Genomic DNA, 20,901 nt, shown 5'->3' on the forward strand with positions numbered 1-20,901 from the left:
GGCGGCAATAGGCTCGCGCCCTTCCTCTACCCCGTCGATCGAGGGAGAGGTGGCTCGGCGAAGCCGAGACGGAGTGGGGGTCGACCTGGCTCGGGACTAAGACGATATCAAACCGCGCCGCGCCCGTCGGCCGACCATGCGCCCGCACCGGCCATGCCCAGCGCCAGGAAGCCGCCTGCGATCGCAATGTCCTTCATCAGCATCTGCTGGTGCAGGAAGGCGAGCGTCGCATCGCCAGCGCCCTGGCCGTAGTGACCGATGAAGCCGGCCGCGATGCAGAAGGCGGCAAGCAGCAGCGCCACGATCCGCGTCTGGAAGCCGATGAGGATCAGCAGCCCGGCGATCAGCTCGAACAGGCCCGTGCCCCAGGCGGCAAGCGCGGGCAGCGGCAGGCCCAGGCCGGCGAAATAATTGGTCGTGCCGGCGATGTTGGCCAGCGCCTGGAAGCCGGACGGTACGAACAGCACGGCAAACAGCAGCCGCGAAACCAGGAGCAATGCGTTGCGGGCCATGGCCATCTCCCTTGTCGCCGTCGCCGCACGATCGGGCGCAGCCGGCGGCCAGGCAGTCTACGCCTGCGAGGCTGCGGCTGAAACCGGAGAGCCGCCTATTCCAGACAACGAAAAAGCGGCGCGAAAAATTCCGCGCCGCTTCCATTTTCAAGGCTTGGGAGGGAAGGCTTGGAGCAATTTCCAGGAAAAGCGCATAGCGCTTTCCCTCGGGAACTGCGTCAGGACAAGGAACTCAGCCGCGCTTGGCGTCGATAGAGTAGGCGCCGGCGCCCGACGAAGCCAGCAGCAGGAAGCCGCCGGTGATGGCGAGGTTCTTGAGAAACTGGATCATCTGCATCTGGTCGGCCCAGCCGGTGTGGGCGACAAGGCCGGTGGCGACCGTGAAGATAGCGAGCACCCAGGCGGCGATCCTGGTCTGGAAGCCGACGAGGATGGCGAGCCCGCCGAGCAGTTCGATAAGGCCGACGACGACGGCCGTTACGGTTGGCAACGGCAGCCCGAGGGCGCCGAAATAGCCAGCGGTTCCGGAAATGGCGGTCAGCTTGCCGAAGCCGGAAAGCAGGAAAATGACCGCGAGCAGGATGCGGCCGAGCAGGATCGTGACAGAACTATTGGACGCTGTGCCGGCGCCGGCGGCGGAAGTGTTGGTGGACATGGTGGCTCTCCGAATGGGTTGAGTGACCACCCAGATAGACGATGCCGACTGTTCACCAAAGCCGCCTATGTGGCGACACATTGTTCACAGGTCATACGTTCCCGTGATCGCGCGACGCGCGCGAAATTCGTGTCGGATGAGGCGGTGACGGGGGTAAATTTTCCCGCCGAAAACCTCACCCCGGATGCGTCATGTCCTCGGGCCGCACCAGCCGGTCATAGTCGGCCTCGCTGACCAGGCCGGTGGCCAGCGCTTCCTCGCGCAGCGTCGTGCCCTTCTTGTGCGCCGTCTTGGCGATCTTGGCGGCATTGTCGTAGCCGATGGTTGGCGCCAGCGCCGTCACCAGCATCAGCGAGCGGTCGAGGGCCGCCTTGATGTTGTCTTCGCGAGCCTCGATGCCGACGACGCAATTGTCGGTGAAGGAGACCGAAGCGTCGGCGAGCAACTGCACCGACTGCAGGAAATTGTAGGCCATCAGCGGATTGTAGACGTTGAGCTCGAAGTGGCCCTGGCTGCCGGCGAAAGTGACGGCGGCATTGTTGCCGAACACCTGCACGCAGACCTGGGTCAACGCTTCGCACTGCGTCGGGTTGACCTTGCCCGGCATGATCGACGAGCCGGGTTCGTTTTCCGGCAGCGACAATTCACCGAGGCCCGAGCGCGGCCCGGAGCCGAGGAAGCGGATGTCGTTGGCGACCTTGAACAGGGCTGCGGCAGCGGCATTGATGGCGCCGTGCGAGAACACCATGGAATCGTGCGCCGCGAGCGCCTCGAACTTGTTGGGTGCGGTGACGAAGGCGATGCCGGTGATGGCGGCGATGCGGTCGGCCACCCGCTCGGCAAAGCCAACCGGGGCGTTGAGCCCGGTGCCGACGGCGGTGCCGCCCTGCGCCAGTTCCTGCAGGCCGGGCAGCGTCAACTCGATGCGCTTGATCGACGAGGCGACCTGCGCCGCATAGCCCGAGAATTCCTGGCCAAGTGTCAGCGGCGTGGCATCCTGCGTGTGGGTGCGGCCGATCTTGATGATGTGGTTGAACTCCCTGCTCTTGGCGGCCAGCGCCTTGTGCAGGTGCTTCAGCGCCGGCAACAGGTCGTGCACGATGCGCTCGGCGCAGGCGATGTGCATCGCCGTCGGGTAGGTGTCGTTCGACGACTGGCTCATATTGACGTGGTCGTTGGGATGCACGGGTTTCTTCGAGCCCATGACGCCGCCCAGCATCTCGATCGCCCGGTTGGAGATCACCTCATTGGCGTTCATGTTGGACTGCGTGCCCGAGCCGGTCTGCCAGACCACCAGCGGGAAATGTTCGTTGAGCTTGCCGTCGATAACCTCCTGCGCGGCCGCGATGATCGCCTTGCCGATCGCGGGATCGAGCCGCTTCAGCTCCATATTGGCTTCCGCCGCCGCCCGCTTGACGATACCGAGCGCCCGCACGACCGAAACCGGCTGCTTTTCCCAGCCGATCTTGAAATTACCCAGGGAACGCTGCGCCTGCGCGCCCCAATAGCGGTCGGCGGCGACCTCGATGGGACCGAACGTGTCGGTTTCGGTTCTGGTCTTTGGCGTGCTCACGGCAAGTCTCCGGTCTGTCGATTTGGGCAACGGCGTATCGCGTTGCACAAAACGCATCAAGCGGAGATTGCGGACGGTGAGGATGCAAATCGGTTGAAGATGGTCCCGTGGGATTACGCTTTGTATGCAGGCGCCCGCATGTTCGCGGAACTGTCTTTCCCGACCTAGAGGCCGCGGCGGCCAAATCCGGTTGGACCTGTGGGACGCCTCGTTTGCGGCGCCGGTGGTGCGGGATCGATCCTGCTGGCTTGCTGGTCCAGCCTGGTGGATCGCGATTGCTGCTGAACAGAGTGCTCGGCCTTCATACGCGAGATGTGTGTGCTGAGCTCGCTTCCGGAATCATCCGTGCCGGATGGCGGGCCATAATCGTTGTTGCCGCCTGAACCGGAGAAAAAGCCGCATTCGACGAGCACCCATAGTCCGCCGATATAGGGGAGCAACAACAGCAGGGACCATACGCCCGACTTGTCCAGATCATGGTACCGCTTGATCGTTGCGGCGAAATTGATCCAGAGCGAAAGGACGGAGCCGATGATTAGCGCCAGGCTGACACTTAGGCTGTCTGAATGAAGCGCCCTGAGCCTTTGTCCAGCCGATAAGCCTGCGACATGGACAAGGGCTGCGACGGTCACCACCAACAGGGCCAGCACCACGAACTGGGCCAACCACCATTGCCCACGCCCGATCCGCCCGGAAAATCCAAACAAAAGATTCATGTACATCCCCCATCGGCATGTGGGGGCAATATTCATTGCGTATGTAAAAAGTTACTGAAGATTTCCTGGCGAAATAAGGAAAATGGCGAGCCGCCCATCTGGATGGTTAAATGATAAGGAATGAAGAAAATAAACAAAGATCAGTATTTATTTTTGTCTATAGGATATGGACTCGTCAGCTGAAGCAGCAGTTTGGCTGACGATCGGATCTCTCTGGTCCGGGGCAACAACGCGCCGCGCATGTCCGTCTCAGGCAGGGCGACAACTGGCGCTCACCCTACAGTATATCCACCGTCGATCGCGAAGATACCACCGCTCGTCCACGCGGCCTCGTCACTTGCGAGATAGACCGCGATGCCAGACAGATCGTCCGGGCGGCCGATGCGGCCCAGCGGATAGCTGCGGTCGACATAGGCCTTCAGCTCCGCCTGTGCCTCGGCCGGCAGGTTGTCGACGGTCTTGCGCCGCATGGCGGTGTCGACGGTGCCGGGCGCGATGGCGTTGACCCGGATGCCGCGCGGGCCGAGTTCGAAGGCAAGCGATTTGGTCAGCGAATTCAGCGCGCCCTTGGACAGCGAGTAGAGGCTGGATGGGCGCTTCGGGATCATCTTGTTGGCGAAATAGGAGGAGATGTTGATGACGGATGCGCCGGCGCCGAAATGCTGCAACAGACCCTGGGTGAGGAAGAACGCCGCCGTCACATTGAGCGCGAAGGAGTGCTGGAACTGTGTCTCGCTGACGGTCTCGAACGGCACGAGGTAGGCGACACCGGCATTGTTCACGAGGATATCGAGCCGCTGCCCGGCCGCTTTCACATGGTCGACGACGGCGTCGATACCGGGGCTGGCGGCAAGATCGGCCGACAATGTCTCGACCGTGCCGACAGGGCCGGTAGCTGTCAGCTTCTGGCGCGCGGCTTCGAGCTTGCCGGCGTCGCGGCCGACGATCAGCATATCGGCGCCCTCGCGCAGGAATGCCTCGGCGATCGCAAGGCCGATGCCGTCCGAGCCGCCGGTCACCAGCGCGCGCTTGTTGCGAAGTTTCATGGGAACGCTCCAAAGCAGCCTTGGCCAGCCCAAGAGCACCGCATAGTCGCGGCAGTGGTCAACCCAGCGGCCTATCCCACGGTATGAACTTCGATCGCTGCCGGCCCTGCGGCTTGCTTCGGAGGGGCGAACAGGATAGCCGGCTTGATCGAGCGGTGTGTGGTTTCAAGTGAGGCGCCACGGGCTTCCTATCGAAATACCTTTCCCAAGAAGCATTGTTGAAAATGGCTACTCTCGAAACGGCGAACCGAAAGCTTCCCTTGCCGGTCGATGTCGTCGAGGTCGGCAGGCGCTTTCTGCCAGGGCTTAATCGGGGTGAAATCTACTGTCGCCTTGACAAGGGGAAGCTCATCGTGCGCTCCCGTGCCGCCTGGCTTGAACGGCACGTGCAGGTCCTGACGCTGATTGCCGAGGCATTGGCCTCGCTTGGCGCCCGCAGCATGCCGCCTTTCTACATGCTTCTCGGAGACACGCCGTCCCGCAGAAGGCATCGCCGTTTCCGCACCCGCTTTGCCTTCTCCCAAGCCAATGGCTATGGCGAGGTGGCGGCGCCCGATTTCGTTTTCGATGGATGGCCGGACGCAAAGTTCGACGACTATGATGGGAAGACACGAGCGATGGCGGCGGCATCGGAAGAGCCGCCGCGCGACAACAGATTGTTCTGGGCGGGGCGCTGCATGAACGAAGCCCGCAAAAGGGTCGTCGATCTCGCAAAAGCCCGGTCAGACTTGCTGGAGGCTTATGACACCGAGCCGAACTACGATGTCGCCATCAATCGCTATTCCACCAGTTTCAGGACGATGGAGGAACAGGTCGCAACGTACAGGTACATGATCGACATCGAGGGCGCCGGCTACAGTGGCCGCTTCAAGATGCTGCTCCACACCAAACGGGTGGTTCTGCTGCAGGATCGGCCATGGCGCGAGTGGTTCTTCGACGATATCGAGCCGTTTCGCCATTATGTCCCGGTGGCGCGCGACATGTCAGATCTGGCAGAGCGCATCGAGTGGCTGCGCGCCAATCCGAAGAGGGAAGCCGAAATAGCCACGGAGGCGCAGCACTTCGCACAGAACCGCCTGACCCGCGCGGCGGCCGTGACGGCATGGGCGAAGCTCCTGGGCGATCACGCCGCCGCCGGCGGCAATCTGAAATCCGGTCTCCAGCACCGCAAGCGCGCAACCGGCTGGCCGATCTGACCGTGCGCCTTTCCCCATGAGGTGAAACTCAGCCCGGCTGGCAAGCCAGCCGGTCTACGCGCCGGCGGTTGCAGGCCGGTGCATGGCCAGTCGCGCGGCGACAAGATCTCTGACCTGGCGGATCGCCTGTTCGCGCGAGACGCTGCCTGGTTGCAGGCCGAGCCGCAGCCAAAGCCCGTCGATCAGCGCGGTGACGCCAAGCGCGATGTCGTCGGCATCCGCCGGCGGGGCAAGGCCGCGCAGGCCGGACAACAGGTTCGAGCGCATGCGGGCGTGAAGCACCTTCTGGATGCGCGCCAGCTTCTCGTCGCGCGGCACCTCGGCGCAAAGCGAAAGCCAGGCATGGCATAGCGGTGGCCGGAACAGGTGCTCCTCGAAATTGCCGTCGATCACGGCATCGAGGCGCTCCATCGGCGTCCGCGCCTGGCGCAGCCGGGCGACCACCGCGTCGCGCAGGACGGCATTGGCCTCGCGCATGGCATGCTCGAACAATTCCTGCTTGTTGCGGAAGTAGTGCAGCACGATGCCCTTGGAGGCGCCTGCGTGGGCGGCAACCTTTTCCAGCGTGGCACCTGCAATGCCTTCGCGCTCCAGCACCGCGAACGCTGCCTGCCGCAATTCCTTGCGGCGTATGTCGCCGAGACGCTTGAGTTTCACGGGTTCGATCCATGCATGGCGAATCCACGTTGACATTTTCGTCCGGTCAGATCAATCATTGACCAGTGGGGCAATAAAAAGACCAGTTGGTCAATCAGACAATAATTGGTCACAAGAGGAGAACCGAAGTGTTGCGCATCCTTGCAAATGGCGTGTGTCTCGCTGCGTTGGCGCTGGCGTCTCAGGCAGCCCAGGCGGCAGAAGCGGAGGAGTGCAGGACGGTCCGCATGGCCGAGCCGGGCTGGAACGATCTTGCCTTCACCACGGGCGTGGCCAACGTCCTGCTGCAAGCGCTCGGCTATCAGCCGCAAAGCGAGGTGCTTGGCATCAACGTCATCTACGAAGGCATGAAGAACAGGGATCTTGACCTGTTCCTGGGCTACTGGGACCCGGCGATGGTCACTTACTACGAGCCCTACAAGAAGGACGGCTCGATCGAGAATGTGCGCGTCAATCTCGTCGGTGCCAAATACACCTTCGCCGTGCCGACCTATGTCTGGGAGGCCGGCGTCAAGGACATTGCCGACCTGCACAAGTTCGCCGACAAGTTCGGCAAGAAGATGTACGGCATCGAGCCCGGCTCGAACCAATTGATGATGGACGCCATCGCCGATCCGAGCTTTGGCCTCGATGGCTGGCACGTGGTCGAGTCCAGCGAGGCCGGCATGCTCTCCGAGGTCGGCTACGAGATCAAGGAGCAGCAGTTCATCGTCTTCCAGGGCTGGGCGCCGCATCCGATGAACACCATGTACGATTTCAAGTACCTGACCGGCGGCGACAAGTTCTTCGGCCCGAATTTCGGCGCCGCCACGGTGACGACGCAGGTGCGCAAGGGCTATCTCGATCAGTGCCCGAACGTCGCGCAATTCTTGAAAAATCTCGCCTTCGACATCGATTTCGAGAATGTCGGCATGGGCTACCTGATCAACGACGGCATGAAGCCGGAGGACGGGGCGCTGAAGGCGGTCGCACTGAACAAGAACCGCCTCGATGCCTGGCTGGCCGGCGTCACCACTTTCGACGGCAAGCCCGGCCTTGCCGCGGTCAAGGAAAAGCTCGGCCTGTGAGCTCGGCCGCGCTGGATGCCTTGCCCAACGCTGGGGCGGAACAGGACGCCTGGGCCGGCCGCAAGCGATTGGTCGATGTTGGCGGCCTCGAGATCGCCTGTGTCGAGATCGCGGGCGCCGAGCCGGCGCTGGTTCTGGTGCATGGCTTCACCGACACCAGTCGCAGCTTTTCGCTCCTGGCGCCGCATCTGGCTGGCCGCCGGCTGATCATGCCCGACCTGCGCGGCCACGGCGCATCGCAAGCGGGAAAAGGCTTCGGCATCGCCGATTTTGCCGATGACATCGCCGGGCTGGTCCGGCGTTTGCGGCTCGACCGGCCCGTCGTCGTCGGCCATTCCCTGGGCGCCATGGTGGCCATCGCATTGGCCGCGCGACATGATGCGCTTGTCGGGGGACTGGTGGTCATGGCCGGCACGGTGAAGCCTGGCTTCTCGCCCGATCATGCGCTGGTCGCGGGCGTTAAGGCCTTGCACGACCCGATATCGCCGGCCGACCCGTTCTATGCCTGGTGGCATGCCTGCCGGGACGGCGTGCCGCAGCCCTTTCTCGCCGGCCTCGCGGAGGATGCCTCGGCGATGCCGGCGTCGCGCTGGCGCGCGATCCTGGAGGAGATCTGCAGTGCCGACCTGAGCGGTGCGGCACGAGCCGTGCGGACCAGGACGCTGATCATCGCCGGCGCATGCGATCCGCTGTTCGGGGAGGCGCACCAGCAGGCATTGCTCAGGGCTCTTCCCGAGGCCGTCCTCGTCCGCGCCGAGGCCTGTGGCCACAATCCGCATTGGGAAGACCCGGCTCTCGTCGCCAAGGCCATCATCGAGGCCTTCGGAGGCCTGAGATCACCGCCCGACCAATGATCGCGCGGTGGGCGACAGCCGCAGCGTCTCCGTCGGCTTGGTCAGCTCGGGCCGCGCAGCCTGCCAGAAGACCTGCCATGCGGCCGAGCCGGCGAGCGCGGCCTCGTGGCGTGCGTGCGTTTCGGCACCGTCAAAGCCCAGCACGCCGATGAAGACGTTCTCGCTCACCCGCACCGGCAAGCGCGGAAAGCTGTTTTCGGCATGCTCGGTAACGAAGGCGGCAAGCAGGCTCGCACCGGTTGCCGCCATCAACGGTGCCATCTCGGCCTGGTAGCGGCGGGCGAAACCGGTTTCGGCGCCACGCCGCAGATGGTGAATCTGGATGACAACGATGCCGGGCAGGGGCCTGTTCTTGCTTGGCTTTTCGTCGGTGGCCAGGCCTGCTCGCCGCAGCCCTGACAGGTCGAAGCCGGCGCCTGGCCACGCCGGCTTGAGCAGCAGCACATCGTCGGAATCGATCATCGTCGCATTGGCCGCATCGCGGTGCGCCGCCCAGATCGGGCCGCCGTAAAACGCGGCCAGGGCATCCTTGCGTGAGTCCATATCGTCGAAACCGCGCAGCCAGACGAACATGTCGCGACGGTCGAGGTCTCTGAACTGGCCGATAATGGTCATCCCGGCGTCTTCCTGGCCCTCGATGAACTTGCTGTCGAAGAGGTCGATGAGTGTGTCGCGCTGGCCCGATTTCAACGTGTATTGCCGCAACTCGACGACGGGCGACGCGGGCAGATCGGGCCCGGTGTTCGGGGGCAGGTCCATCGGTCATCTCCAAAACAGGTTGATCATCCGGTTTACAAAACAGACCGGTTGTCCTGTTTTGTCAATCTGCTATCGTGTGCAAATGTCAGCAGAGATCGCCGGGCGTCTGAAAGGGCGGCCATCAAAACGCACCAACGACCCCGAGGGCCTGCGCAACAAAGTGCTCGATGTCGCCGAGGTCGCGTTCCAGGCGCGCGGCTATCACGCATCCAGCCTCGGCGATCTGATGGCGGCGGCTGGGGTCAGCGGTGGTGCGCTGCATCACCATTTCCCGACCAAGAAGGCGCTGGCCCTGGCGGTGATCGAGGAGCGCGTGGCGGCGGCGGTCGAAGAGACATGGATCGCGCCGGTCAAGGCTGCGGCCTCGGTGCGCGAGGGCGTGCGCGCTGTCTTCGAGGCCGTGGCGGCCGAACTGGAACAGCAGGGTTTCGTGCGCGGCTGCCCGCTCAACAACCTGGCGCACGAACTGTCCCTTGCGGACTCGGAATTCCGCACCGCCCTTGCCGGCATCTTTTCGGGATGGCGGCAGGCGATCGCCGACAAGATCAGGGCCGACCAGCAGGCGGGCAGGGAGCAGGGCACCGATCCCCAACGCTTTGCGGCGCTGGTGGTGGCCACTTACTCCGGCGCCATGTCGATGGCCAAGACGGCGCAGGATGCCGGCCCGTTGCGCGATTGCCTCGCGGCGTTGGAATGGGACGCTTCCCAGGCCGAGTCGTCCCAGGGCGAGTCTTCCCAGGGAGAGACGGGAGCGAGGCGGCGTCGCAGGGTGCTGCGGCGGTACGGAACCTCGTGAGGCCAGTTTCTTACTCGGCCTGCGTCCCTTACTCGGCCAGCGGTTTGATCGTCTCGTAGCCGTTCACCGATTCCTTGCTGGTGCCTTCATCGTAGCGCCGGGCGAGGGCGGCTTGCAGATCGGGTGCGTAGAGCGCGGTATAGGCATCGAGCGTCTCGCCGGCTCCGTTCTTGAAGGTCTCCTGGACGGCGAGCACATTGTATTTGCAGTCGCCCAGGCTGAACGTCTCCTTGCCCTTGACGACCAGCGTCAGCGTCTTGGTGCTCTTCGGTTGCTTGCTGGGCGACAGCTCGACAAATTCGATCGTGCCTTTGGTCCCCTTCTTCAGCGGAAACAGTTTTCGCAGGTCGGAAAACGGGATCATCGCCAGCCGGCCGGTGTCGCTGTCGCGAAACACCTCGATCAGGCCGGCAAACAGGAACTGCTTCTGTGGTGATTGCGAAGCGTAGGTGTTGACGACGGAGACCATTCCGCCGGCTACGGGCCGAAACTCGCTTTGGATGCCGGGCCTCGCCAGGATGAAGCCATTCTTGGCGGACTTTGCGTCGATGCAACCGGCGGCATGCGCGGTGCTCGCGGACGGGATCACGATCGCGGCAAGGATCACGCAGATCGGTGCGGTTTTCATTTCGTCCTCCTCTGCTCGCGCAAGTTGAGGGTTAGACATGCCAGACCCATGAACCTATGTCGATGCTCGGCTGCAAGGAGAGGCGCTGGACGGCCGCCCGCTCTCCGTGCTGAAATTCCCCGATGATGAATCGCCTGTCGCCGGCATTGCTTTCACGACGCTGCTTCCTAGCGCGGGCCGCCGGTTTTGCCGCGGCTGGCGTGCTGTCACGCCCGGCTCTCGGTCAGACTGGGCAACGCGTCCAGCCCATCGACGCCACTTTTCTGTTCATCGCCGATATTCATGCCTGCCGCATGGCAAGCGGTTTGAGCCCCAACTGCCAGCAGGAAGGCAAGACCGACGCGGCATTGCTGCGCAATGTAGCGGCGCTGAACGCCATCGGCGACAAGGACTGGCCCGCCGAAATCGACGGCGTCGCCACCGGCCTGCGTTCGGCTGGCAGCCGCATCGGCACGCCACTCGGTCTCGTCGTCGGCGGCGACATCACAGACGACGGCGGCGGCCAGATCACCCAGCCGAGCGAGGGCACGCAGCTTCTGCAGTTCAGCCAGCGCTACCAGCAAGGTGTCGGCCCCGATCGCGTTCACATGCCGGTCTATGTCGGTCTCGGCAATCATGATCTCGACCAGAACGGGCCGCCGCACCATGTCGACTGGTACCGGCGCGAAATGCGCGACTATGTCGAGGTCAACCACCGTGCCGGCGTCTTCTTCAAGCCGCCCGTGCCGGCCACCAGCTACGATGTCGACACCGATTGCTATTCCTGGGACTGGGGCGGCCTGCATCTCGTCCAGACCCATCGTTTCGCCGGTGACATCGGCCACGGCGCCGAAAGCAGCCTGCCATGGCTGAAGCAGGACCTGGCGACCTACGCGGCGGACGGTCGTCCCGTCATCTTGTTCCAGCACTATGGCTGGGACACGTTCTCGATCGAGCGTTGGGATGCCGCCACGAGAACCTACGACGATGACGGCGCCGGCGCGCCGCACTGGTGGGGCGAAGCCGACAGGCAGGCGCTGCTGGCGGCGCTGAAGGGCTACAATGTCGTCGCCATCTTCCACGGCCACCAGCACGCCACGCCGCTGATCTACCGCCGCGACGGGCTCGACCTGTTCAAGCCGAAGGCCGCCTATATGGGAGGTTTCGCCGTCGCCAGGGTGACCAGCGACGGCATGGACGTCGCGCTTGGCGAGGCGATCGATGACCATGGCGAGGTCGCCTTCACCAATGCCTTCAGCAAAGGCTGGAGCACATGACAGTCGATGTAGCCATCCGAAGAGGTCAAAGCGCCTTCTTGATCTTTTCCTTCATATCGCCATAGGCCTTCTGCACCTTGCCGGTGGCCTTGTCGGCCATGCCTCTGGCCTGGGTCTGCCTGTTGCCGGTCGCCTTGCCGGCGACCTCCTTGACCGAACCCTTGACCTGCTTGGCCACGCCTGCGACCTGATCCTTGTTCACCATTTTCGGCATCTCCCAGTTTTGAATTCGAAGGAATTGGGTTTTGAATTCGAACGAATTCATCCGCGGCAAGCCAACGGACGGATCCCGCTTGGGTTCCAGGCGTCGTTCGGCCGGCAGATCACGTCGCACCGTCGCTTCCTGGCGAAAGCTCGGCAGGCTAGGCTGTGAATACGCATCGGGTTTGGACATCGTGCGCGGGGAGAAAAATGGCGGAATTCACGCTCTACATCGGCAACAAATGCTTCTCCTCATGGTCGCTGCGGCCGTGGCTGGCGATGAGGCATCTGGAGATCCCGTTCGAGGAAGGTTTTGTGCGCCTGCGCACGCCGGAGACCGCCGCCAATCTGGCGAAAGTGTCGCCGACCGGCCAGGTCCCGGTTTTGAATCACAGCGGAAGGATCGTCTGGGAAACCCTTGCCATCCTTGAATATCTTGCAGACCTCTACCCGCAGAAAAAACTCTGGCCGGACGACCTTGGCGCCCGCGCGCTGGCGCGCTCGGTGGCGACCGAGATGCATTCCGGTTTTCGCGAAGTCCGCTACGGCTGGCCGATGAATTTGCGCCGGCCCAAGGTCCATAAGCCGCTCGACGCCGAAGGCGAGGCGCAACGCGCCCGCATCGAGGCGCTGTGGCGCGAGTGCCGCGAAAAATACGGCAAGGGCGGCCCGTTCCTGTTTGGCCATTTCACCGCCGCTGACGCCATGTATGCGCCGGTCGTCACCCGCTTCGACACCTATGGCGGCGTGCTGGCGGCCGACACCAGGGCCTATGTCGACGCCGTGCTGGCCACGCCTGCGATGCGGCACTGGTATGCGGAAGCGGCGAAGGAAATGTGGCCGGAACCCGGGCCGGACGAATAACCTTGCCACAGGCTGGGCTTCCAGAAACGTTCGCGCGGCCTATCTGAAGGGGTGGGCCGGGCATCTGGAGAAGATCCATGACATCCTCTAATTCCCCTCTCATGGGCAAGGTCGGGCTCGTCACTGGCGCCTCGTCGGGCATCGGTGAGGCGACCGCGGCGGCACTTGCCGCCGCCGGCGCGAAGGTGGCGGTCGCCGCTCGCCGCGCCGATCGCCTCGACATGCTGGTTGGCCGCATCGAGAAGGCTGGCGGCAAGGCGCTCGCCATCGAAGCCGATATTGCCAAGGGCGGCGACATCACCGCCATGGTCGACAAGGTTGTCTCCGAATGGGGCCGGCTCGACATTCTCGTCAACAATGCCGGGGTCATGCTGCTGTCGCCGGCGGCCGAAGCCGACCTCGACGATTGGCGCCGCATGATCGAGCTCAATCTGATCGGCCTGATGGCCGCCACGAAGGCGGCATTGCCGCACCTCAAGGCTGCCAAGGGCCATGTCGTCAACGTATCCTCGGTCGCCGGCCGCGTCGCCAATCCGGGTGCCAGCGGCTACGCGGCAACCAAATTTGGTGTCGTCGCGTTCTCGGAATCGCTGCGCCGCGAGGTCTATGTCGACAAGGTGCGCGTCACCGTCATCGAGCCCGGCCTGGTGCGCACCGAGCTTGGCGACCACATCACCAATCCCGCCATGAAGGCCGGCCTCGACCAACGCCTCGCCACCCTGGAAGCGCTGACCGCCGATGACATTGCGAACGCCATCCTCTACGCCGTCAGCCAGCCACCGCGCGTCAACATCAACGAAATCCTCATCCGCCCGACCGATCAGGAGCGCTGAACCGCGGGCGGAGCAGGGGCCTGTGACCTCCAGCGTCGCGTGACCTCGGGTTCCATGACGAGATACTGCCGCTGATCGGCGCGAGCTTACGACCCGGCACATACAAGAACGCCCCTCGCACCTTTTATCGTGCGGGAGGCGTCCTTTTGTCAGCATCCTGAGATTGATAGGACTACCGACACCCTCGAAATGCGCCAGCGTGGAATTGGTTCCGGCGTGATGCTTTTTGATGAAAAATGAACGCGTGGTCGTTCAGTGGCTTGGCCAGTTGAGGCCCCTGCGCCAGGCAACCCAAGATTGAATTCGGCCCGCTGAGAAACCAGAAATTGACTCGCCGCCAAAAGAAGTCTAGAAGAAACATGTCGATATTTGTTTGACTGACTTTTGTTATCCGCGCCCGAATGCGCGCCTTTGACGAACTTCCCCATCAAAAATCGAGACAAAAATCGTTGTGCATTCGCACCGCGGTTAGCGAATATTTGCCATGGAAAGGGTTCGTTTATGAGCACCGGCACAGTTAAATGGTTCAACGCCACCAAAGGTTTTGGTTTTATTCAGCCTGACGACGGCTCGGCCGACGTTTTCGTCCACATCTCGGCCGTAGAGCGCGCCGGTATGCGCGACATCGTCGAAGGCCAGAAGCTTGGCTACGAGATGGTCCGCGACAACAAGTCGGGCAAGATGTCCGCCGACCAGTTGAAGGCGGCCTGAAAAAAGAATTCGGCCCTCCCGGTGACCACGGATGTACTGGCACCGGTGAGTGGCGAATTCTGGCGCATGGCCACGGAGACCTGAGTTTCCAAGGCACATCATGCGCATGAGAGGAGTGTTCCTGTACATCCATCCTGTGCATCCATCTGGATGCGCGTGGATGCGCGGTGCTCCCATGGAAGGTCAGGCGGTGCCTGGCCTTTTTCATTTTACGCTTGTGGCCGCCGAAAATGCGCTGCGCATCGTGCTGAACGTGCTAAGGGACGCTCCAGCAGTGCGTGGTCCTGACCGAAGACCCGGTCTCGCCCTATCGGCACCAGGCTCCTGACAGGAGAAAGATTTTGACCGCCCATTCGAAGACAGCCGCCGAACCGGCGGTGTCGCTGTTCAGCAAGACGCAAACCCAGTCGATGTCGCTCAACCGCATCATGTCCGAGCGCGATGCCGTCAGCGCGGCGCGTGAGGCCAAGACGGCTCGCTTGCGCGAACTGCGCCTGGAAAAGGAAGCCGACGAGATGGCCGCGGCCGCGGCCCGCCCGGCATTGCCGAAACGGGCTGGAAAACGCTGATGGCCACCAAGCGCGTACCGCCAACGCCGATCGCCGCCGACGCGACCATCGCCGACATGGTCGAAGGGCTCGACAAGCCTGTCGAGTACGTCCGCCGTGTCCTGGAAAAGCTCGAGCGCTGCAAACGCGCCCATGGCGATGCCCAGGTGCGCGTCGGTGTGCGCGGCCGTGCCGAGTGCCCGAACTACCTGATCGAATATGTCCGCGAGGACGCCAAGACCCATGAGCGGGTGACCTATCAGGACGCCGCCTACAGCGGCAGCACGCATCGCGAACTGGCGCCCCACCACATCGAGGCGGTAAAGAACTGGTCGCCCGAGGAAATGAACATCACGGCGGTTTCGGCGCTGATCGGCCGCCTGCGCAATCCACGCGCACCATCATCGCGTTTCGCCGACGAGGACTGACATGGCCATAAAATTCTCCGCCAAGGACCAGCCTGCGGCGTCGGTCGCCGCCGCCAAGCCGGCCAAGCCGGCCGCCGCGCCGAAAGCCGACGCGGCCGACACCGCGACCGACCTGTTCAAGTCGCCGGCCGAGACGCCCCGCGGCAAGGCAGGCAAGAAGAAATAGCGCCTTGCCGCGCGACGCCGATCATGATCTTGCCGCGCTCGCACCGCGCGGTTCGCAGGTGCCTGCCTTCGACTGCCAGAGCTGCGGCGCTTGTTGCTCTTACTCGGCCGAATGGCCGCGTTTTTCCACCGAGGATGACGCACAGCTCGACCGCATCCCGGAAAAATACATAGCGGCTGACCTGTCCGGCATGCGCTGCGACGGCGTGCGCTGCTCGGCCTTGTCCGGCGAAGTCGGCAAGGCGACCGCTTGCGGCATCTATGATGTCCGGCCGGACGTCTGCCGCGCCTGCATGCCCGGCGACGCGGAGTGCCTGATGGCGCGCCGCGAACACGGATTGCCGATCTTCTAGAATTGCCCGTGTAACTGCCAATCTCCCCCCGCTTGTGCGTGGACCCGCGGCCCGGTACCTTCCTGGCCGGGCAGGGTGCCGGAGGAGATCATCGTGAGCATCGAATTTCTGTTGACGTCGCTGATCGTCGTGGCTTCGCCCGGCACCGGCGTTCTCTACACGCTGAGCGCTGGGCTTTCGCGCGGCGCGCGGGCCTCGATCATCGCTGCCTTCGGCTGCACGCTCGGCATCATCCCGCACATGGCCGCCGCCATCACCGGCCTTGCGGCGCTGCTGCATACCAGTGCGGTCGCTTTCGAGACGCTGAAATATCTCGGTGTCGCCTATCTGCTCTACATGGCCTGGAACACGCTGAAGGAGAAGGGCGGCCTGAGCGTCGAGGACAATGTCGCGCCGCGTTCGGCCGGCAAGGTGATCGCCACCGGCATCCTCGTCAACGTGCTCAACCCGAAACTGTCGATCTTCTTCTTCGCCTTCCTGCCGCAATTCGTCAGCACGACCGAACCCAACGCCCTGTCGAAGATGCTGGAGCTCAGCTCCGTCTTCATGCTTTTGACCTTCGTGGTCTTCGTCGGCTACGGCATCTTCGCCGCCTCGATCCGCAGCCATGTCGTGTCGCGGCCCATGGTGCTGACCTGGATGCGCCGGACGTTTGCCGGAGCCTTCGTCATGCTCGGCGCCAAGCTGGCATTGGCCGATCGGTAGCGCCACCGGGAGCGGTTCAGTCCCGCTGATCCGCTCCCGTGCTTGTTCATACGCAATTCCGGACGGAAAACCGGATATCCCTGTTCAGGGCGCGCTATCCCTTTACATAGCCCATCGCCTCGACGATCCGTCCGTCGGCGACGCGCATGAGGTTGACGCCGCGCACCGAATGGCCGTCGGCCATCCAGTAGCGCCAGCGGATCGTGGCACGGTGGCCTGCCACGAAAGTCTCTTCGATGTCGAAGCGCGTGCCGGGTCCGGTGGCGATCGCTGACCACAGTTCGACGCAGGCGGCCTTGCCGGCGCGGCGGGCGCCGTCCGGCGCCGGCGTGGTGTTCTCGATCACGCAGTCCTGCGCCACCAGTTCGTTGAGCGCCGATGGATCGTGACGCTGGAACACGTCGTTGTAACGCCGCATGATTTCGGCTGTTTCGCCAGAGAGCTTTGCCGTGGCGAGGTCGATGATGAGTTCCCTGGTCATTGGTTGGGCCCTTTCGTTCAGTGATCGATGGCGGCGTCGACAAGGGTCGCCTTCAGCGTGATCGTGGCGACACCTGCCAGCGCCCGGGAGACGAGGCAGCCTGCCTTGGCCGACTGCGCCAGCCTTTCGAAATCGTCTACGCCCAACCCGGCGACATTTGCTCCAGTCTCTAGTTCGATGCGGGTGATCGTCGGTCCGGCCGCGGTCGCGCCGAGATGCACCTTGGCCGTCGTGTGGATAGTTTGGGCCGTGTGGCCCTCGCTGCCGAGGACGGCGCTCAGTGCCATCGAGAAGCAACCGGCATGCGCCGCCGCGATCAACTCCTCCGGGTTGGTGCCTGGACCGTTCTCGAAACGCGACGGAAAGGAATAGGCGCCTTCGAAGACACCGCTGCCGAGCCGCAACTGGCCCGAACCTTCCTTCAGCGTGCCTTGCCATCTGGCCGAAGCTTCACGAGTTGCCATTGTACCCTCCTGGGTTGGCCGGTTGGGTTGAAACGCTACGCCGCACCCTTGTGCAGAATATATAGACTGATCTACATATTATGTAGACCGATTGTCATATTCGACGCAAGGCCTATAATGATCGCTGCTGACAGAGGTTGACATGGCGAACGATACACGGGCCCGCATACTCGAAACGACCGGACTGCTGCTCAGGCAGCGCGGCTATCACGGCACTTCGCTCAACGACATATTGAGCGCCAGCGGCGCGCCGCGCGGTTCGCTCTACTTCCATTTTCCCGGCGGCAAGGACCAACTGGTGATCGAGGTGACGCGCGATAGCGTTGCCGAGGTGACGGAGCGGCTCACCGAGGCGCTGGCCGCGGAGCGCGATCCGGCGGTTGCCGTCCATCATATCTACCAGTCGGTGGCGCGCATGCTGGAGGACAACCAGTTTTCGCTCGGCTGTCCGATCGCCCCGGTCGTGCTGGATTCGCCGACCGACGTGCCGGAGCTGGCTGATCTGTGCCGCTCGGCCTTCGAGCAGTGGATAGGCTTGCTGCGAGACGCCTTCGTCAGGGCAGGGGTGCCCGAGCGTCGCGCGCATGCCTTGGCGCTGCTTGTCGAATCGTCGCTGGAAGGGCTGATGGTGATCGCGCGCGCCACCCGCGACCGCGCGCCATTGAAGGCGGTGGCCGACGAGGTCGCGGCACTGATTGAAGGCGCCGTGCTGGCTGGGGAGGCACGGCAACGCGCGGATACAACCGTCTGAGGGCATCGAAGGGCGGCGATCAGGAAGCATGCAAGCAAAAAGGGCGGCATCGCTGCCGCCCTTTCCGTATCTGAAGGCTGATGGAAGCGTGGATTAGAAATCCATGCCGCCACTCAAGCCCGCTTGCGGGCTTGAGCAATGTGAGTTCATGGGCGTGCTTTATGGATTTCTTAGAAATCCATGCCGCCNTCAAGCCCGCTTGCGGGCTTGAGCAATGTGAGTTCATGGGCGTGCTTTATGGATTTCTTAGAAATCCATGCCGCCACTCAAGCCCGCTTGCGGGCTTGAGCAATGTGAGTTCATGGGCGTGCTTTATGGATTTCTTAGAAATCCATGCCGCCCATGCCGCCCATGCCGCCGCCCATGCCGCCAGGCATGCCGCCGCCGCCGCCAGCCGACTCCTTCTTCGGAGCCTCCGCGATCATGGCTTCGGTGGTGACGAGCAGGCCGGCGACCGAGGCCGCGTCCTGGAGAGCGGTGCGCACGACCTTGACCGGGTCGACGATGCCCATGGCGATCATGTCGCCATATTCGCCCGACTGGGCGTTGTAGCCGAAGGTCGCGCCCTTGTTCTCAAGGATCTTGCCGGCAACGATCGAAGCTTCCGCACCGGCGTTGGCCGCGATCTGGCGGGCCGGAGCCTGCAGCGCACGACGCACGATGTTGATGCCGGCGGCCTGGTCGGCATTGACGCCGGTGGCCTTGATGTTGGCCGAAGCGCGCAGCAGGGCAACGCCGCCGCCTGCAACGATGCCTTCTTCCACGGCCGCGCGGGTCGCGTTGAGGGCGTCATCGACGCGGTCCTTCTTTTCCTTGACTTCGACTTCCGTCGCACCGCCGACGCGGATCACGGCAACGCCGCCGGCGAGCTTCGCCAGACGTTCCTGCAGCTTCTCCTTGTCGTAGTCCGACGTGGTCTCTTCGATCTGCTGCTTGATCTGGGCAACGCGGCCCTGGATCTCGGCCTTTTTGCCGGCGCCGTCGACGATGGTGGTGTTCTCCTTGGAGATCGACACCTTCTTGGCGCGGCCGAGCATGTTGAGGCCGACGTTCTCGAGCTTGATGCCGAGGTCTTCCGAGATAANTCGACACCTTCTTGGCGCGGCCGAGCATGTTGAGGCCGACGTTCTCGAGCTTGATGCCGAGGTCTTCCGAGATAACCTGGCCACCGGTGAGGATGGCGATGTCTTCCAGCATGGCCTTGCGGCGATCGCCGAAGCCCGGAGCCTTGACAGCGGCGATCTTCAGGCCGCCACGCAGCTTGTTGACCACCAGCGTGGCCAGGGCCTCGCCTTCGACGTCTTCCGAGATGATGAGCAGCGGCTTGGAGGTCTGCACGACGGCTTCGAGAACCGGCAGCATGGCCTGCAGGTTGGAGAGCTTCTTCTCGTGGAGCAGGATGTAGACGTCCTCGAGCTCGGCAACCATCTTGTCGGCGTTGGTGACGAAGTAGGGCGACAGGTAGCCGCGGTCGAACTGCATGCCTTCGACGACTTCCAGCTCGGTCTCGGCGGTCTTGGCTTCTTCAACCGTGATGACGCCTTCGTTGCCGACCTTCTGCATCGCTTCCGCGATCATCTTGCCGACCGACTCGTCGCCATTGGCCGAGATCGTGCCGACCTGGGCAACTTCCTCGGAGGTCTTGATCTTCTTGGCAGCCTTGCCGAGCGCCGCGACGACNGATCGTGCCGACCTGGGCAACTTCCTCGGAGGTCTTGATCTTCTTGGCAGCCTTGCCGAGCGCCGCGACGACTTCGGTCACGGCCAGATCGATGCCGCGCTTCAGGTCCATCGGGTTCATGCCGGCGGCAACGGCCTTGTGGCCTTCCTGGACGATCGACTGCGCCAGAACGGTCGCGGTCGTGGTGCCGTCGCCGGCGATGTCGTTGGTCTTCGAAGCGACTTCGCGGACCATCTGGGCGCCCATGTTCTCGAACTTGTCCTCAAGTTCGATTTCCTTGGCGACGGTGACGCCGTCCTTGGTGATGCGCGGGGCGCCGAACGACTTGTCGATGACGACGTTGCGGCCCTTCGGGCCGAGCGTGACCTTCACCGCGTCGGCGAGGATGTTGACGCCGCGCAGCATGCGCTCACGGGCATCACGGGAGAATTTTACGTCTTTGGCAGCCATTTTTTAGCTCCTGGCAGGGGCTTGGGGTAAGCCCGGAATTCAGTTGACGGTGAGGCCGATGATCAGCCGATGATGCCCATGATGTCGGATTCCTTCATGATCAGAAGGTCTTCGCCATTGAGCTTGACTTCGGTGCCCGACCACTTGCCGAACAGGATGCGGTCGCCAGCCTTGACGTCCAGCGGGACCAGCTTGCCGGCTTCGTCACGAGCACCGGAGCCGACGGCGATGATCTCGCCTTCCTGCGGCTTTTCCTTTGCCGTATCCGGGATGATGATCCCGCCAGCGGTCTTGGATTCGGATTCGACCCGGCGAACGACCACGCGGTCATGAAGCGGGCGGAACTTCGACTTTGCCATTTTTTCTTCCTCGATGAGAACGGTGAGAAACAGTTCCTCCATCCGGCGAAGCCGGACAACAACAAAGCCCGGCGGCGCCGGGCCTTGTGATTAGCACTCACCAAAGGCGAGTGCTAACGTGGCGCTGAAATAGGCTGACGGCTGGCGAGAGTCAAGGCGGGCGAAGGCCGCGATGCGAGCGAAATTTTTCTC

26 protein-coding genes and 1 pseudogene are annotated in these 20,901 nt (G+C 63.3%); 14 read left to right on the top strand and 13 right to left on the bottom strand.

The features are described from left to right. Positions 1 to 107: 107 nt before the first annotated feature. The 5 genes from X743_RS151970 to X743_RS151955 form a co-directional block, all read right to left on the bottom strand. The gene (locus X743_RS151970; RefSeq protein WP_023766426.1) at positions 108 to 512 is read right to left on the bottom strand and encodes a DoxX family protein; all 405 of its coding nucleotides are present in this window, start codon (positions 510 to 512) and stop codon (positions 108 to 110) included. Positions 513 to 744: 232 nt separating this feature from the next. Further along, positions 745 to 1,167: a DoxX family protein gene (locus tag X743_RS151965; protein ID WP_023766427.1), complete on the bottom strand. Its 423-nt coding sequence runs from the start codon at positions 1,165 to 1,167 to the stop codon at positions 745 to 747. A 175-nt stretch (positions 1,168 to 1,342) separates the two neighbouring features. Then, complete coding sequence (fumC, locus tag X743_RS151960; protein WP_023766428.1) at positions 1,343 to 2,740, bottom strand: class II fumarate hydratase; 1,398 nt, start codon at positions 2,738 to 2,740, stop codon at positions 1,343 to 1,345. A 164-nt stretch (positions 2,741 to 2,904) separates the two neighbouring features. After that, positions 2,905 to 3,456 carry a DUF805 domain-containing protein gene (locus X743_RS1000000169830; protein ID WP_198028444.1) on the bottom strand — a complete coding sequence of 184 codons (552 nt, stop codon included), beginning with the start codon at positions 3,454 to 3,456 and terminating at the stop codon, positions 2,905 to 2,907. Positions 3,457 to 3,728: 272 nt separating this feature from the next. Further along, positions 3,729 to 4,502 carry an SDR family oxidoreductase gene (locus tag X743_RS151955; protein WP_023766430.1) on the bottom strand — a complete coding sequence of 258 codons (774 nt, stop codon included), beginning with the start codon at positions 4,500 to 4,502 and terminating at the stop codon, positions 3,729 to 3,731. Between the two features lie 224 nt (positions 4,503 to 4,726). Between X743_RS151955 and X743_RS151950 the strand changes: the two genes are divergently transcribed. Beyond that, positions 4,727 to 5,698 (top strand): glycosyl transferase family 90, encoded by a 972-nt coding sequence (locus tag X743_RS151950; protein WP_023766431.1) that lies wholly within the window; start codon positions 4,727 to 4,729, stop codon positions 5,696 to 5,698. Between the two features lie 54 nt (positions 5,699 to 5,752). On the opposite strand, the gene betI is transcribed toward X743_RS151950, so the two are convergent. Further along, positions 5,753 to 6,391 (bottom strand): transcriptional regulator BetI, encoded by a 639-nt coding sequence (gene betI, locus X743_RS151945; RefSeq protein ID WP_084555530.1) that lies wholly within the window; start codon positions 6,389 to 6,391, stop codon positions 5,753 to 5,755. A 92-nt stretch (positions 6,392 to 6,483) separates the two neighbouring features. Between betI and choX the strand changes: the two genes are divergently transcribed. Beyond that, positions 6,484 to 7,422 (top strand): choline ABC transporter substrate-binding protein, encoded by a 939-nt coding sequence (gene choX, locus X743_RS151940; RefSeq protein WP_023766433.1) that lies wholly within the window; start codon positions 6,484 to 6,486, stop codon positions 7,420 to 7,422. Next, positions 7,419 to 8,276: an alpha/beta hydrolase gene (locus tag X743_RS151935; RefSeq protein ID WP_031257847.1), complete on the top strand. Its 858-nt coding sequence runs from the start codon at positions 7,419 to 7,421 to the stop codon at positions 8,274 to 8,276. Before choX ends, X743_RS151935 begins: the two co-directional genes overlap by 4 nt. Here X743_RS151935 and X743_RS151930 read toward each other — a convergent pair. Continuing rightward, positions 8,259 to 9,035, bottom strand: coding sequence for an NIPSNAP family protein (locus tag X743_RS151930; protein ID WP_023766435.1), 777 nt, complete (start codon positions 9,033 to 9,035; stop codon positions 8,259 to 8,261). The genes X743_RS151935 and X743_RS151930 overlap by 18 nt on opposite strands. A gap of 82 nt (positions 9,036 to 9,117) precedes the next feature. On the opposite strand from X743_RS151930, the gene X743_RS151925 reads away from it, so the two are divergent. Then, entirely contained in the window at positions 9,118 to 9,831 is a 714-nt protein-coding gene (locus tag X743_RS151925; protein ID WP_051508551.1) for a TetR/AcrR family transcriptional regulator, read from the top strand. Positions 9,832 to 9,859: 28 nt separating this feature from the next. Here X743_RS151925 and X743_RS151920 read toward each other — a convergent pair whose 3' ends face one another. Further along, positions 9,860 to 10,459: a hypothetical protein gene (locus X743_RS151920; RefSeq protein WP_023766437.1), complete on the bottom strand. Its 600-nt coding sequence runs from the start codon at positions 10,457 to 10,459 to the stop codon at positions 9,860 to 9,862. Positions 10,460 to 10,581: 122 nt separating this feature from the next. Here X743_RS151920 and X743_RS151915 point away from each other — a divergent pair, with 122 nt between their 5' ends. After that, positions 10,582 to 11,715: a metallophosphoesterase gene (locus X743_RS151915; protein ID WP_023766438.1), complete on the top strand. Its 1,134-nt coding sequence runs from the start codon at positions 10,582 to 10,584 to the stop codon at positions 11,713 to 11,715. 25 nt (positions 11,716 to 11,740) lie between these two features. On the opposite strand, the gene X743_RS1000000170755 is transcribed toward X743_RS151915, so the two are convergent. Further along, positions 11,741 to 11,929, bottom strand: a complete 189-nt coding sequence (locus X743_RS1000000170755; RefSeq protein WP_198028445.1) for a CsbD family protein — start codon at positions 11,927 to 11,929, stop codon at positions 11,741 to 11,743. Between the two features lie 197 nt (positions 11,930 to 12,126). Between X743_RS1000000170755 and X743_RS151910 the strand changes: the two genes are divergently transcribed. The 8 genes from X743_RS151910 (at position 12,127) to X743_RS151880 (ending at position 16,523) form a co-directional block, all read left to right on the top strand. Then, on the top strand, positions 12,127 to 12,780 hold the full coding sequence (locus X743_RS151910; RefSeq protein WP_023766440.1) for a glutathione S-transferase family protein: 654 nt from the start codon (positions 12,127 to 12,129) through the stop codon (positions 12,778 to 12,780). A 77-nt stretch (positions 12,781 to 12,857) separates the two neighbouring features. Continuing rightward, on the top strand, positions 12,858 to 13,613 hold the full coding sequence (locus X743_RS151905) for an SDR family NAD(P)-dependent oxidoreductase (protein WP_023766441.1): 756 nt from the start codon (positions 12,858 to 12,860) through the stop codon (positions 13,611 to 13,613). 501 nt (positions 13,614 to 14,114) lie between these two features. Beyond that, the gene (locus X743_RS151900; protein ID WP_010915421.1) at positions 14,115 to 14,324 is read left to right on the top strand and encodes a cold-shock protein; all 210 of its coding nucleotides are present in this window, start codon (positions 14,115 to 14,117) and stop codon (positions 14,322 to 14,324) included. Positions 14,325 to 14,665: 341 nt separating this feature from the next. Continuing rightward, complete coding sequence (locus X743_RS151895) at positions 14,666 to 14,893, top strand: hypothetical protein (RefSeq protein WP_023766442.1); 228 nt, start codon at positions 14,666 to 14,668, stop codon at positions 14,891 to 14,893. Then, positions 14,893 to 15,300, top strand: coding sequence for a hypothetical protein (locus tag X743_RS151890; RefSeq protein ID WP_023766443.1), 408 nt, complete (start codon positions 14,893 to 14,895; stop codon positions 15,298 to 15,300). Before X743_RS151895 ends, X743_RS151890 begins: the two co-directional genes overlap by 1 nt. Before the next feature lies 1 nt (position 15,301). Beyond that, the gene (locus X743_RS1000000170760; RefSeq protein ID WP_023766444.1) at positions 15,302 to 15,466 is read left to right on the top strand and encodes a hypothetical protein; all 165 of its coding nucleotides are present in this window, start codon (positions 15,302 to 15,304) and stop codon (positions 15,464 to 15,466) included. Between the two features lie 58 nt (positions 15,467 to 15,524). After that, entirely contained in the window at positions 15,525 to 15,818 is a 294-nt protein-coding gene (locus tag X743_RS151885) for a YkgJ family cysteine cluster protein (protein WP_085984580.1), read from the top strand. 93 nt (positions 15,819 to 15,911) lie between these two features. Beyond that, positions 15,912 to 16,523: a LysE family translocator gene (locus X743_RS151880; RefSeq protein WP_023766446.1), complete on the top strand. Its 612-nt coding sequence runs from the start codon at positions 15,912 to 15,914 to the stop codon at positions 16,521 to 16,523. Between the two features lie 94 nt (positions 16,524 to 16,617). Here X743_RS151880 and X743_RS151875 read toward each other — a convergent pair whose 3' ends face one another. Together X743_RS151875 and X743_RS151870 are read right to left on the bottom strand one after the other, a co-directional pair. Next, a complete protein-coding gene (locus tag X743_RS151875; RefSeq protein ID WP_023766447.1) occupies positions 16,618 to 17,004 on the bottom strand; it encodes a nuclear transport factor 2 family protein in 387 nt (128 codons plus the stop codon). A 17-nt stretch (positions 17,005 to 17,021) separates the two neighbouring features. Then, positions 17,022 to 17,468, bottom strand: a complete 447-nt coding sequence (locus X743_RS151870; protein ID WP_023766448.1) for an OsmC family protein — start codon at positions 17,466 to 17,468, stop codon at positions 17,022 to 17,024. Between the two features lie 142 nt (positions 17,469 to 17,610). Here X743_RS151870 and X743_RS151865 point away from each other — a divergent pair, with 142 nt between their 5' ends. After that, positions 17,611 to 18,219 (top strand): TetR/AcrR family transcriptional regulator, encoded by a 609-nt coding sequence (locus X743_RS151865; protein WP_023766449.1) that lies wholly within the window; start codon positions 17,611 to 17,613, stop codon positions 18,217 to 18,219. Between the two features lie 323 nt (positions 18,220 to 18,542). Here the strand turns inward: X743_RS151865 and X743_RS01000000169035 are convergent. Then, positions 18,543 to 20,350 (bottom strand): annotated as a pseudogene (locus X743_RS01000000169035) (chaperonin GroEL). Positions 20,351 to 20,412: 62 nt separating this feature from the next. Next, positions 20,413 to 20,709, bottom strand: a complete 297-nt coding sequence (groES, locus tag X743_RS151860) for a co-chaperone GroES (protein ID WP_006203049.1) — start codon at positions 20,707 to 20,709, stop codon at positions 20,413 to 20,415. Positions 20,710 to 20,901 lie beyond the last annotated feature (192 nt).

Source organism: Mesorhizobium sp. LNHC232B00, assembly GCF_000502435.1.
Classification (GTDB): Bacteria; Pseudomonadota; Alphaproteobacteria; order Rhizobiales; family Rhizobiaceae; genus Mesorhizobium; species Mesorhizobium opportunistum.